Genomic DNA, 14,075 nt, shown 5'->3' on the forward strand with positions numbered 1-14,075 from the left:
TATATAGATTGTTTAATAGTACGTTTGCATTAGCATCACGACGTACTTCCATGACAATACGCATACCATTACGATCTGATTCATCACGTAAATCTGTAATACCTTCAATTTTCTTATCGCGAACTAATTCTGCGATTTTTTCAATTAATCGTGCCTTATTAACTTGATAAGGTAGTTCAGTTACGATAATAGATTGTTTACCGTTTGACTTCTCTTCAATTTCAACCTTAGCACGAAGCATAATGGAACCGCGACCTGTTTCATAAGCTCTTCGAATTCCACTTCTTCCTAAAATTAAACCTGCCGTCGGAAAGTCTGGACCGGGAATGTATTCCATTAATTCCGCGATAGTAATATCAGGATTATGACTTAATGCCAGCACACCATCAATTACTTCGCCAAGCTGATGCGGCGGTATATTTGTTGCCATACCAACAGCTATACCTGTTGTACCGTTTACTAATAAATTAGGGAAACGCGCTGGTAGTACTATCGGTTCTCTTTCGGAACCATCATAGTTATCTTGATAATCAATTGTATTTTTTGAAATATCACGTATTAATTCCATAGAAATCTTAGACATTCTTGCCTCTGTATAACGCATTGCAGCTGCTGAATCTCCATCTACAGAACCGAAGTTACCATGCCCATCTACAAGCATATAACGTTGACTAAAATCTTGCGCCATACGTACCATTGTTTCATAAACGGCTGAATCACCATGAGGGTGATACTTACCGATTACTTCACCGACAATACGTGCTGATTTCTTATACGCTTTATCAGCTGTAATTCCTAAATCATTCATCGCATATAAAACCCTACGATGCACAGGTTTTAATCCATCACGAACATCTGGTAATGCACGAGATACGATAACACTCATTGCGTAATCTAAAAATGAGGTACGCATTTCATGACTAATATTAATTTCTCGAATTCGTGCTTGTTGTTGATTGTCTGACATCAACGAGCACCTCCTCTTACATTTCCGTTACACATACATTGATTTATATGTAGAAGACAGGAATACTTAGATTCCTGTCATTACTCATTTAAATATCAAGGTTCTTCACGTATTTTGCATTCTCTTGGATAAAGTTACGACGTGGCTCTACTTTATCTCCCATTAAAATTTCAAATGTTTCGTCTGCTTCAATTGCATCTTGAAGGGAAACTTGAAGTAATGAACGTACTTCTGGATCCATTGTCGTCTCCCATAGCTGAGTTGGATTCATTTCCCCTAGACCTTTATAACGCTGAATCCCTGGCTTAGGTTGGGCCGGTAATTCTGCTAAGATTTTTTCAAGTTCCTTATCGTTGTAAGCATATTGAATTTTTTTACCTTGTTGTATTTTAAACAACGGCGGCTGTGCAATATAGATATAACCACACTCAATTATTTGACGCATATAACGATAGAAGAACGTTAATAATAGGGTACGAATATGTGCACCATCAACATCGGCATCGGTCATAATAATAACCTTATGATAGCGTGCTTTTTCAATATCGAAGTCTCCACCAATATTTGTACCAATCGCCGTAATAATTGTACGAACTTCATCATTTGATAAAATCTTATCTAAGCGTGCCTTTTCCACATTAATAATTTTACCCTTCAGCGGTAAAATTGCTTGGAAATGACGATCGCGTCCTTGTTTTGCAGATCCACCCGCAGAGTCACCCTCTACGATGTAAATTTCACTAATTGCTGGATCTTTCGAAGAGCAATCAGCTAATTTACCAGGTAAACTTGAAACTTCTAACGCACTCTTTCGACGTGTCAATTCACGCGCTTTTTTCGCAGCTACACGTGCACGTGCAGCCATCGTACCTTTTTCTACAATTTTTCGCGCTACATTAGGATTTTCTAGTAAGAACTTTTCAAACGCCTCTGAGAATACAGACTCTGTAATTGTTCTCGCTTCACTATTCCCAAGTTTTGTCTTCGTTTGTCCTTCAAATTGTGGGTTTGGATGCTTGATTGATACAATTGCTGTTAAACCTTCACGAACATCCTCACCAGTTAAATTACTGTCCGCATCTTTTAAAATGCTATTTTTACGACCATAGTCGTTGATTACACGAGTTAAAGCTGTTTTAAAACCTACCTCATGTGTACCACCTTCATACGTATGGATGTTATTCGTAAATGAGTAAATATTATTTGTGTATCCCTCGTTATATTGAAGAGAAACCTCAACCTGAATACCATCTTTTGAACCTTCTACGTACACAGGCTCTTCATGAATCGGTTGTTTTGAGCGATTTAAATGCTCAACGTATGATTTAATTCCACCTTCGTAATGGAATTCTTTCTTTTGCTTATGTTCACGTTTATCTTCAATTGTTAATTTAATATTACGATTTAAAAACGCTAATTCACGCATACGAGTTGCTAGCGTATCAAAATCGTATACTGTTGTTTCTTGGAAAATTTCCGGATCTGGTTTAAATCGAGTTATTGTTCCTGTTTGATCTGTGTCACCAATGACTTTTAAATCCGCAACCGGAATACCTCTTTCGTATTTTTGGTAATGGATTTTACCTTCACGATGTACAAATACTTCTAATTCTGTTGATAGAGCATTTACAACCGATGCCCCAACACCATGTAAACCACCAGAAACTTTATAACCGCCACCGCCAAATTTACCACCGGCATGGAGAACAGTCATAATAACTTCTACAGCTGGACGTCCCATTTTTTCTTGTATACCAACCGGAATACCACGCCCATTATCCGTTACACGAATACTATTATCTTCTTCGATACTAACATTAATTTCATCACAATAACCTGCAAGTGCTTCATCAATACTATTATCTACGATTTCCCACACAAGATGGTGAAGCCCTTTTCCACTTGTAGATCCAATATACATACCAGGGCGTTTCCGAACTGCCTCTAGTCCTTCAAGTACCTGTATCTGACTTTCATCATATGCATTTTCTTGCATTTGCTTTTGTTCCATTGACACAAAGATCACCTACTTTTCCATTTAAACAGGGGTTATTCCCTATCTATTTCACAATCTACAGTGCCGTTCGTTACATGAATTGTTTTCGCTTCTTTTAATGTTTCGTGTTCAATTCCGTCGACACTCGTCGTTGTAACAAATGTTTGCACTTTTCCTTGAATTGTATTTAAAAGATGTGATTGACGATAATCATCTAATTCTGATAAAACATCATCCAACAAAAGGATTGGATATTCTTTAACCTCTGAATAAATCAATTCAATTTCAGCTAATTTTAGGGATAGTGCGGTCGTTCGTTGTTGTCCTTGCGAACCAAAGACTTGAACATTTTTACTATTAACGAAGAATTGTAAATCGTCACGATGAGGACCAATTAAAGTCGTACCACGGAAAATTTCACGTTGTTTCACAGATTGAAAACTTTCATAGTATACTTCTTTTATTTTCGACAAATCCATTGATTCTGATACATCTACACTTGGTTTATAGACAATTTCTAACTCTTCTAATCCACGGCTTATACCTCGATGAATTGGAGCTGCCCATTCCTGTAGCAAATGCAAAAATTCAAAACGTTTTTGCAGTATTTTCGCACCATGCTCAATTAGTTGAAGTGTAAATACATCCAGCATCGTTTCCTCATTCTTACTATTCCCTTGCATTTTTTTCAACAAGTGATTTCGTTGCGTGAGCACCTTTTGATATTGACTTAATTCATACAAATATACAGGAGCTATTTGTCCTAATTCCATATCTAAAAAGCGTCTTCTTACTTGAGGGCTTCCTTTTACAAGATTTAAATCTTCTGGGGCAAACATGACAACGTTCATCACGCCAATATATTGACTTAACTTTTGTTGTTCAAGTTGATTTAATTTTGCCTTTTTACCTTTTTTCGAAATATTTAATTCCAAAGACAAAGAACTGTTTCTTTTTTGTAATTTCCCCTTTATTTGACCAAAATCTTCATCCCAGCGGATAAGTTCGCGATCATTAGAGGTTCTATGAGATTTCGCCATCGCTAAAACATAAATAGCTTCCATCAAATTTGTTTTCCCTTGTGCATTTTCGCCGATAATTACATTTACCTTATCTTCAAAGGAAAGCTCTAATTTTTCATAATTGCGATAGTTTTTTAATTGTATTTCTGAAATAAACAAAGGGCTCCCCCTTTATGCCTGAACTTGGAAAGTTCCGCTTCCTGGAATTTCAATAACATCATTCGCATATAGTTTGCGACCTCTTCTATTTTCAAGTTCGTTGTTCACGTACACTTCATATTCTTGTAAAAACCATTTTACAGCGCCACCTGTATCAATTACATCAGCTAACTTTAAAAATTGTCCTAGTGTAATATACTCTGTTGAAATTTTAATACGTTTCATAAAATCGCTCACTTTCTGAAAGTGTTCATTCTTTCATTGTACTAAATAAACTAGCATTAGGAAAGTAATACCCAAAAATCAAATAAGGGCCACTAGCATCTTTAAACTAGCAACCCTTATTCCTTACCTAGTAAGTACGAACCGGTAAAATTAATTGAATAATTGAATCATCATTTACTGTACGAATTAAGAACGGTCTCATTGCCCCAGTAAAGCTAACTTTAATCTCTGTACTATCCAAAGCTTTTAATGCATCCATCATATATTTTGCACTAAAAGATATTTTTAACTCTTCTCCATCTACTTTTTCGCATTGTACTTCTTCGACAACTTTTCCGATTTCTGGTGAATTCGAAGAAATCTCTAGCATTTCTTGCTCTAAAGTTGATAATTTAACAACGTTATTGCGGCCATCTCTTGCTAATAGTGAAGCACGATCAATTGCTTGTAGGAATTCTTTTGTATTTACAAAAATATCCGTTTTACTCTCTGCTGGAATTAAACGTGTCGTATCAGGATAATTTCCTTCTAACAATCTTGAGAAGAATAATAAATGTTTTGTACGGAATAATACTTGATACTCCGTAATAACGATATCTACCATTTCTTCAGACTCATCTAAAATTTTACTTAATTCATTTAAGCTCTTACCTGGAATAACAACATTAGCTTGGAATTCATCTGCAATGTTATGTCCTTCAATTTTTGCTTTTCGAAGTGCCAGTCTATGACTATCTGTTGCAATACAAGTTAACTCGCTGTTATATACCTTCCAGTTTACACCTGTCAAGATCGGTCTTGTTTCAGAAGTAGAAACTGCAAATACAGTTTGTCTGATCATATGCTTAAGTAAATCTGTTGGTATCTTAAATACATGATGTTCTTCAATCTGTGGCAATAACGGATATTCTGCAGAATCTAAACCATTTAAGTTAAACTCTGATTTTCCAGATTTTATTTTTGTCATAAAATGATTTTCTACAGAAATTTCGACAGTGTCTTTAGGTAGTTTTTTTACAATCTCACTAAAATATTTTGCCTGTAAAACAATGCTTCCTGATTGAGCAATTTCTACGATTTCTTTTCCATCTTCTTCGACTGGAATAAACGATTCAATAGAAATATCAGCATCGCTTCCTGTTAATGTAACCCCTTCTTCAGTAGCTACAACTTTAATTCCCGTAAGGATGGGGATTGTTGTACGAGAAGAAACTGCCTTCATTACATCTTGTACACCTCTTACAAGATAGTCTTTTTGTATTGTAAAACGCATAAAGAAAAACCTCCGGTAAGTATAAGATTTTATTTAATTAATAAAGATAAAAAAATAGTAGTAATAGTAATAGGGCTTGTGGATATGTGGATAACCCCTATAAAGGATGTAAAAACAGTCTATCTACATGTGGATAGACTGTGCGTAAAACAAGGTAAGTTATTCACACTATTCAGCTACTACTTTAAAATACCATTAATTTCTTCAACTTGCTTTTGTAATTGCGTATCGGTTTTTAGTAGTTTAGAGATTTTTTCATGGGCATGGATAACTGTTGTATGATCACGTCCACCAAATTCTTCACCTATTTTTGGTAAAGAGGAATCTGTAAGCTCGCGCGATAAATACATTGCAATTTGGCGAGGAAACGCAACTGATTTGGTACGTTTTTTCGCTTTAAAATCTTCTAATTTCACTTGATAAACATCCCCGACAGCTTTTTGAATATCATAAATAGAGATAATTTTTGGCTTAGAATTTGGAATAATATCTTTAAGTGCTTCAGCTGCTAAATCAGCATTAATATCTTTATTAATTAAAGATGAATAAGCTACAACTCGGATAAGTGCACCTTCTAATTCACGAATATTTGAATCAATTTGATTTGCGATATAAAGCATAACTTCATTTGGTATATCAAGCCCTTCAGCTTTTGCTTTTTTGCGTAAAATCGCAATTCGTGTCTCTAAATCTGGCGGCGTAATATCTGTAATAAGCCCCCATTCAAAGCGGGAACGAAGACGATCTTCTAAAGTCGGAATTTCTTTTGGTGGTCGATCACTAGAAATTACAATTTGTTTACTTTCTTCGTGTAATGCATTAAATGTATGGAAAAACTCTTCTTGAGTTTGTTCTTTTCCAGCAAGAAATTGAATATCATCTATCAATAAAACATCTACGTTGCGATATTTATTACGAAAATCAACAGCCTTATTATCACGAATAGAGTTAATAAATTCATTTGTAAATTTTTCTGATGATAAATATACAACTTTTGCATTTGGATTATGTTCAATTACATAATGACCAATTGCGTGCATTAAATGCGTCTTTCCAAGCCCAACTCCCCCGTAAATAAAGAGTGGGTTATACGCTTTAGCTGGCGCCTCGGCTACAGCTAATGAAGCTGCATGGGCAAAACGGTTACCAGAGCCGATAACGAATGTATCAAATGTATATTTTGGATTTAACATGCTCTGTGGTAAATGAGCTGAATCATCTTGTGCTGGATTCGGCTTAACTGGAGGCAGATCAATATCCTCTTCAGCTTGACTTTGAGGAATAATAAAGCGAATTGCTAATTTTGCCCCTGTTAAATCGTATAGTGTTTCTGAAATTAGTTCGGAGTAATGAGATTCTAGCCAGTCACGAGCAAATTCATTTGGAGCTGTAATCGTTAATACGTCTTTCTTCAAGTTATGAGCCGTTGTTGATTTTAACCATGTCTCATAACTAGGCTTGCTTACCTTTTTTTCTAATTCTTTTAAGGCACTATTCCATAAATCAGAGATATTTTCCAAAGGTGTCCCTCCTTTACTAAGATGGTAAAAGAATAAGGTTGCGCAACAAATGTACAACCCAATAAATATAAAATGTATATTTATACGAAACGTATTTTAAAACCTAAAAACGTCGTTTGTATATGAGATAGGGTTTTCGACAAAAAAAGCAAATGTGGACAACTATTTACCCACATGTGATTAAAACTGTCCACATGTTATACACAAACTGTGGATAAAATAAAGGTGTGGAAAACTTATTCAAAGTGAAAACACAACTATAATATCAAAAAAAAGTGGCTATAGCAATGAATTTAAGAAAGTTATCCACAAAATCAATACCTTGTGGAATAAACTTGTCCACAACACGATATACTGTGTAAAAGTGCGAAAAAAGTTTGTGGATATAAAAAACGTGAAAAAACATTTATCCACAAGGAAATATAGGTGCTGTGTAAAAGTATGTGAATAGGTTCAAAATGAATATTTGATGAAAATTTCTAGAACCATTGACATTTTCCTAGTTGATTAACTATAATTTATAGGACTGTCTTTAACAGATATTCCTCAGGGAGGTGTCATATAATGAAAAGAACTTACCAACCAAATAAACGTAAGCGCAGCAAAGTACATGGTTTCCGCAGCCGTATGAGCACAGCGAACGGACGTAAAGTGCTAGCAGCTCGTCGTCGTAAAGGAAGAAAAGTATTATCTGCGTAGACCACTGATCGTTCAGTGGTCTTTTTTTCTAATAATAGTGAATTTCCGCTGATGAAATACAGGAGTGTCAATTGATATGAAGAAAAAACATCGTATAAAGAAGAATGATGAATTCCAGGCGGTTTTTCAAAAAGGAAAATCAAATGCGAATCGTCAGTTTGTTGTATACCAATTAGATAAAGAAGAACAGCCAAACTTTCGCATCGGCCTTTCTGTTAGCAAGAAAATTGGAAATGCAGTAGTTCGTAATCGAATTAAGCGCATGGTCCGTCAGGCTATTACAGAGTTAAAAGATGAGATAGATTCTGGGAAAGATTTTGTTATAATAGCAAGGAAGCCTTGTGCAGAGATGACATATGAAGAAGTAAAGAAAAGCTTAATTCATGTCTTTAAACGCTCTGGTATGAAAAGAATAAAAAAGTAGCGTAAGGAAATGAATTACACTATATACATACCGATACAAGGAGGAGTAGGCTTTGAAAAAGAAATTAGGTTTACTAGCCATGGTCGTTGCATTAATGGCGATTGCCACCGGTTGTAGTGAAACGGGTCAGCCGATTACATCGAAAAGTACTGGGATTTGGAATGAATATTTCGTATATCCGCTTTCTCAGTTAATCACGTATTTTGCCGACTTATTTAACAGTAATTACGGTTTAGCAATTGTTATTACAACTCTTATCATTCGTTTTGCATTATTACCACTAATGATTAAACAAACGAAGAGTACGAAAGCGATGCAAGCGTTACAACCGGAAATGGTGAAGTTAAAAGAGAAATATAGCTCTAAAGATCAAGCAACACAGCAAAAACTGCAGCAAGAAATGATGCAGTTATATCAAAAAAATGGTGTAAATCCATTAGCTGGTTGTTTACCAATCTTTATTCAAATGCCAATTCTGTTCGCTTTTTATCATGCAATTATGAGAACAGCTGAAATTAAACAACATAGTTTCTTATGGTTCGATTTAGGACATGCAGACCCGTTCTATATCTTACCGGTCGTTGCAGCAATTACGACATTTATTCAGCAAAAGCTTGCAATGGCAGGAACAGCTGGTCAAAATCCGCAAATGGCAATGATGCTTTGGCTTATGCCGATTATGATTTTAATCTTTGCAATTAACTTCCCAGCCGCATTATCACTTTACTGGGTTGTTGGTAATATCTTTGGTATTGCTCAAATGTACTTTATCAAAGGGCCAGAAATTAAGGCTAGCAAAGCTGGAGGCTCAAGCAAGTGAGTGTAATTACTGCTAAAGGACAAACAGTCGAGCTGGCAGTAGAGGATGCTTTAAGGCAATTAAATACATCAAAAGATCGAGTAGATATAAATATTGTCGATGAGGGTAAAAGAGGATTCTTAGGTTTATTTGGGAATCGTCCTGCAGTAGTAGAAGTTGTATTGAAGAAAGATCCAATTCAAGAATGTGAAGAATATTTAAGAAATGTTATTCACGATATGGGTGTGGAAGTTGAGATTAGTAAAATTGTAAAAGGACGCGAAATTGAATTTATAATTTCTGGTAATAATGTAGGTGTTTTAATTGGGAAAAGAGGTAATACATTGAACTCTTTACAGTATTTAACAAAACTTGTCGCGAATCGTAACACGAAGCAGTATATCGGTATTACACTAGATGCTGAAAATTATCGTAGTAAAAGAAAAAGTACGTTAGAATCACTTTCTTATCGATTAGCGAAACAAGTATTTAATACGAAAAAAAGAGTTATTTTAGAACCGATGCCATCTTTTGAACGAAAAATTATTCATCAGGCATTATCAAATCATCAAGGTATCAATACAACTTCTGAAGGAAATGAACCACATCGGCATGTTGTAATATCTCCTAAATGACCGGTTGCTCAAATGAGTGCCGGTTTTTTTGAGCGGAAAATAGATGTGGATAACTAAAAAACACTAAACTTATCCACTGTGAATAAGTTTAGTGTTTTTTACATGGGGATATAATAAAATGAGTTATTCTTCTTTTGTAGATAGGTTCGTTATGGTATCCTAATAATTTAGTGAAAGAAATAATCATGTTGAAATAGAGATAAATAAGCAAGTGAGGTGAAAGGACATGGAATTTGATACAATTGCTGCGATTTCCACAGCGCTTGGAGAGGGTGCAATTGCCATTGTTCGAGTAAGTGGGGATGATGCGGTTGAGAAAGTTAATCGTATTTTTAAGGGGAAAGATTTAACAGAGGTTCCTTCTCACACTATTCATTATGGTCATATTGTTGATTTAGATACAAATCAAGTTATTGAAGAAGTTATGGTGTCTATTATGCGCGCACCAAGGACTTTTACACGTGAAAATATAGTGGAAATTAACTGTCACGGTGGACTTGTTTCAGTAAATAAAGTATTGCAACTTATTCTAGCACAAGGAGTACGATTGGCAGAACCAGGCGAATTTACAAAACGTGCTTTTTTAAATGGACGTATCGATTTATCACAAGCAGAAGCTGTTATGGATTTGATTCGAGCAAAAACAGATCGTGCGATGAATGTAGCAATTAATCAAATGGAAGGGCGATTATCTAAATTAATTGGTCTTTTGCGTCAAGAAATATTAGAAACATTAGCTCATGTTGAGGTAAATATAGATTATCCAGAATACGATGATGTAGAAGAGATGACACATAATATTTTAATTGAGAAAGCGACGCATGTTCGTTCGGAAATCGAAAAAATATTAGAAACATCAAAACAAGGGAAAATTTTACGTGAGGGTATTGCTACAGCAATTATCGGTAGACCCAACGTTGGGAAATCATCGTTATTAAATAGTCTTGTTCAGGAGAAAAAGGCAATTGTAACTGATATTGCAGGAACAACTCGTGATGTTATTGAAGAGTACGTTAACGTGCGTGGTGTACCTCTTAAACTTATAGATACAGCCGGTATTCGGGAGACAGAAGATGTTGTTGAACGAATTGGTGTGGAACGTTCAAAAGAAATGATGAGCCAAGCGGATTTAGTATTAGTTGTTGTCAACTATAGCGAGGCTTTAACAAATGAGGATGAAGATCTATTCCGTGCGGTACAAGGAAAAGACTTTATTGTTATTGTGAATAAGACTGATTTACCGCAAGCGATTGATATGGAACGTGTTACAGAGTTAGCCGCGGGAAATCGTGTTATTACAACATCCTTAATTGAGGAACAAGGAATAGATGAACTCGAAAAGGCAATAGCTGATTTATTCTTTGAAGGAACAATCGATTCTGCAGATATGACATATGTTTCTAATGCGAGACATATTGGATTATTAACACAAGCAGGAAAAACAATCGGTGATGCAGTTGAGGCGATTGAAAATGGTGTACCAATTGATATGGTACAAATTGATTTAACAAGAACGTGGGAAATACTTGGTGAAATTACTGGGGACACAGTGCATGAAAGCTTAATTGACCAGTTGTTCTCTCAATTTTGTTTAGGAAAATAATATAGTGAAGTTGTAGAAAGATAGAGATTATTAGGAGGAATAAACAATGGGATACAATGCCGGTTCATACGATGTCATAGTAATCGGTGCAGGTCATGCAGGATGTGAAGCTGGTCTTGCGGCAGCACGAATGGGCTCAAAAACATTAATGTTAACAATTAACTTGGATATGGTAGCATTCATGCCATGTAACCCTTCTGTTGGTGGACCAGCAAAAGGGATTGTTGTTCGTGAAATTGATGCATTAGGCGGAGAAATGGGACGTAATATTGATAAAACTCATATTCAAATGCGTATGCTAAATACAGGTAAGGGACCAGCCGTACGTGCACTTCGAGCGCAAGCTGATAAATTCTCTTACCAACATGAATTAAAGAAAACAATTGAAGAAACACCAAACTTAACGTTGTTCCAAGGAATGGTAGAGCGTTTAATCGTTGAAGAAGGTGTATGTAAAGGGGTAGTTACACAAGCTGGTGCAGAATATACAGCAAAAACAGTTGTAATTACAACTGGAACATTTTTACGCGGCGAGATTATCATGGGCGACTTAAAATATTCAAGTGGTCCAAATAATCAGCAACCGTCTATTACATTATCTGAGCATTTAGAGGAGCTTGGATTTGATCTTGTGAGATTTAAAACAGGGACACCTCCTCGTGTAAACAGTAATACAATTGACTACAGTAAAACAGAAATTCAACCAGGTGATGATAAGCCACGTGCATTCTCTTTTGAAACAACGAAATTTATTATGGATCAAATTCCATGTTGGTTGACATATACAAGTACAGAAACACACCGTTTAATAGATGAAAATTTACATCGTTCAGCTATGTATTCTGGTATGATTAAAGGAACAGGTCCTAGATACTGTCCTTCTATTGAAGACAAAGTAGTAAGATTTAATGATAAACCACGTCATCAAATTTTCTTAGAGCCAGAAGGGCGTAATACACAAGAAGTATATGTACAAGGTTTATCCACAAGCTTACCAGAAGATGTACAACGTGACATGCTTAGAACAATTCCAGGCCTAGAAAATGTTGAAATGATGCGTACAGGTTATGCAATTGAATATGATGCAATCGTGCCAACACAACTATGGCCAACACTTGAAACGAAAAAGATTAAAAATTTATATACAGCAGGACAAATTAATGGAACTTCTGGTTACGAAGAGGCGGCCGGACAAGGGCTTATGGCTGGAATTAATGCAGCATGCCGTTCTTTAGGTAAAGAAGAAGTTGTTTTAGGTCGCGAGGATGCTTATATTGGCGTCTTAATTGATGATCTTGTAACGAAAGGTACAAATGAACCATATCGTTTATTAACGTCTCGTGCAGAATACCGTCTATTATTACGCCACGATAATGCTGATCTTCGTTTAACTGAAGTTGGTCGTAAAATTGGATTAATTAAAGAAGAGCGCTATGAGCGATTTACAAATAAAAAATTACAAATTGAACAGGAAAAGGAACGTTTAAGCAGCATTATTATTAAACCACGTCCTGAAGTTCAAGAATTAATTCGCAATATTGGCGGAAGTGAATTGAAAGATGGAATACGTGCAAGTGACTTATTACGTCGTCCAGAGATGACATATGAGCATATTCATCTTTTAGTACCAAGTGAAGTAGAATTAAGTGATGAAGTTAAAGAACAAGTTGAAATTCAGATTAAGTATGAAGGATATATTGAAAAATCTTTACAGCAAGTAGAGCGTATGAAGAAAATGGAGAATAAAAAAATCCCTGTAGATATTGATTATGATGCGATTTCTAGCATTGCTTCAGAAGCTAGACAGAAATTGAAAGATGTTCGTCCACTTTCAATGGGGCAGGCTTCACGTATTTCTGGCGTAAATCCAGCGGATATTTCCATTTTACTTGTGTATATAGAACAAGGAAAAATTGCACGCGTATCGAACCAATAAATAGTAAGGAGATATTGCTAGATGAACATAGAACAATTTCAATCTATGCTAGAAGAGAAGGGAATCACCCTCTCTTCTAGACAGTTAGAGCAGTTCAAAATCTACTTTGAAACATTAGTAGAGTGGAATGAAAAAATGAACTTAACGGCTATTACAGAAAAAGAAGAAGTATATTTAAAACACTTTTTTGATTCCATTACAGCTGCTTTTTATTATGATTTTTCAAAACCATTCTCAATTTGCGATGTTGGTGCAGGGGCTGGATTCCCAAGTATTCCTTTAAAAATTTGTTTCCCGCATTTAAAAGTAACAATTGTAGATTCGTTGCAAAAACGTATTAATTTCTTAAATCACTTAGCACAAAAGTTAGAATTAAGTGATGTTGCATTTTGTCACGATCGTGCTGAAACGTTTGGGAAAAAAGAAGGTGTACGTGAATCATACGATATTGTAATGGCACGTGCAGTTGCGCGTCTTTCTGTATTAAGTGAGCTATGTTTACCGCTTGTAAAAGTTGGAGGAACATTCATTGCAATGAAAGGTGCAGCAGCAAACGAAGAAATTGAAAATGGCAAGTATGCTTTAGAGGTGCTAGGCGGAGAGTTAAAAGAGATGTCTACGTTCCAATTACCGTTTGAAGAGAGTGAACGTAATATTTTATTAATCGAGAAAAAGCGCAAGACACCAAAGAAATATCCACGCAAACCGGGAACACCCAATAAATTACCTATTGAAAAATAAATCTTATTAGACGTAAGATTAAATTATATAAATGAAAACGTAAATGTTTCATAGGAAACATTTTATGGAGAATAGT

General features: G+C 35.5%; 13 protein-coding genes (1 of these 13 running past the window's edge). 7 read left to right on the forward strand and 6 right to left on the reverse strand.

The features are described from left to right. From gyrA to dnaA, 6 genes are all read right to left on the reverse strand, one after another. A protein-coding gene (gene gyrA, locus B9A45_RS01695; protein WP_001282864.1) for a DNA gyrase subunit A crosses the window boundary here: on the reverse strand, positions 1–967 show its 5' end (the start). 1,505 nt of this gene lie to the left of the window's left edge; only the first 967 of its 2,472 coding nucleotides appear in the window; its start codon is at positions 965–967; its stop codon lies off the left edge, out of view. An 88-nt stretch (positions 968–1,055) separates the two neighbouring features. After that, positions 1,056–2,978, reverse strand: coding sequence for a DNA topoisomerase (ATP-hydrolyzing) subunit B (gene gyrB, locus B9A45_RS01700; RefSeq protein ID WP_000435982.1), 1,923 nt, complete (start codon positions 2,976–2,978; stop codon positions 1,056–1,058). Positions 2,979–3,016: 38 nt separating this feature from the next. Next, positions 3,017–4,144, reverse strand: coding sequence for a DNA replication/repair protein RecF (gene recF, locus B9A45_RS01705; protein ID WP_000470745.1), 1,128 nt, complete (start codon positions 4,142–4,144; stop codon positions 3,017–3,019). Positions 4,145–4,156: 12 nt separating this feature from the next. Beyond that, the gene (yaaA, locus tag B9A45_RS01710) at positions 4,157–4,369 is read right to left on the reverse strand and encodes a S4 domain-containing protein YaaA (protein WP_000821364.1); all 213 of its coding nucleotides are present in this window, start codon (positions 4,367–4,369) and stop codon (positions 4,157–4,159) included. A 127-nt stretch (positions 4,370–4,496) separates the two neighbouring features. Next, positions 4,497–5,642 (reverse strand): DNA polymerase III subunit beta, encoded by a 1,146-nt coding sequence (gene dnaN / locus B9A45_RS01715; RefSeq protein ID WP_001212884.1) that lies wholly within the window; start codon positions 5,640–5,642, stop codon positions 4,497–4,499. 179 nt (positions 5,643–5,821) lie between these two features. Further along, entirely contained in the window at positions 5,822–7,162 is a 1,341-nt protein-coding gene (gene dnaA, locus B9A45_RS01720; protein ID WP_000428017.1) for a chromosomal replication initiator protein DnaA, read from the reverse strand. Positions 7,163–7,726: 564 nt separating this feature from the next. Between dnaA and rpmH the strand changes: the two genes are divergently transcribed. The 7 genes from rpmH to rsmG all read left to right on the forward strand — a co-directional run bounded on the left by rpmH (position 7,727) and on the right by rsmG (position 13,999). Beyond that, a complete protein-coding gene (gene rpmH, locus B9A45_RS01725; protein ID WP_000831901.1) occupies positions 7,727–7,861 on the forward strand; it encodes a 50S ribosomal protein L34 in 135 nt (44 codons plus the stop codon). Between the two features lie 76 nt (positions 7,862–7,937). Continuing rightward, entirely contained in the window at positions 7,938–8,285 is a 348-nt protein-coding gene (gene rnpA / locus B9A45_RS01730; RefSeq protein WP_000726621.1) for a ribonuclease P protein component, read from the forward strand. Positions 8,286–8,337: 52 nt separating this feature from the next. Continuing rightward, the gene (gene spoIIIJ, locus B9A45_RS01735) at positions 8,338–9,105 is read left to right on the forward strand and encodes a YidC family membrane integrase SpoIIIJ (protein ID WP_000727737.1); all 768 of its coding nucleotides are present in this window, start codon (positions 8,338–8,340) and stop codon (positions 9,103–9,105) included. Further along, the gene (jag, locus tag B9A45_RS01740; protein ID WP_084063820.1) at positions 9,102–9,719 is read left to right on the forward strand and encodes an RNA-binding cell elongation regulator Jag/EloR; all 618 of its coding nucleotides are present in this window, start codon (positions 9,102–9,104) and stop codon (positions 9,717–9,719) included. Before spoIIIJ ends, jag begins: the two co-directional genes overlap by 4 nt. Before the next feature lie 226 nt (positions 9,720–9,945). Further along, positions 9,946–11,322, forward strand: a complete 1,377-nt coding sequence (gene mnmE / locus B9A45_RS01745) for a tRNA uridine-5-carboxymethylaminomethyl(34) synthesis GTPase MnmE (protein WP_000393769.1) — start codon at positions 9,946–9,948, stop codon at positions 11,320–11,322. Between the two features lie 46 nt (positions 11,323–11,368). Next, on the forward strand, positions 11,369–13,258 hold the full coding sequence (gene mnmG, locus B9A45_RS01750; protein WP_000541055.1) for a tRNA uridine-5-carboxymethylaminomethyl(34) synthesis enzyme MnmG: 1,890 nt from the start codon (positions 11,369–11,371) through the stop codon (positions 13,256–13,258). A 21-nt stretch (positions 13,259–13,279) separates the two neighbouring features. Continuing rightward, positions 13,280–13,999: a 16S rRNA (guanine(527)-N(7))-methyltransferase RsmG gene (gene rsmG / locus B9A45_RS01755; RefSeq protein WP_001019628.1), complete on the forward strand. Its 720-nt coding sequence runs from the start codon at positions 13,280–13,282 to the stop codon at positions 13,997–13,999. Positions 14,000–14,075 lie beyond the last annotated feature (76 nt).

Origin of the sequence: Bacillus sp. JKS001846, assembly GCF_900176455.1 — a bacterium.
In the GTDB taxonomy this organism is placed as follows: domain Bacteria; phylum Bacillota; class Bacilli; order Bacillales; family Bacillaceae_G; genus Bacillus_A; species Bacillus_A cereus.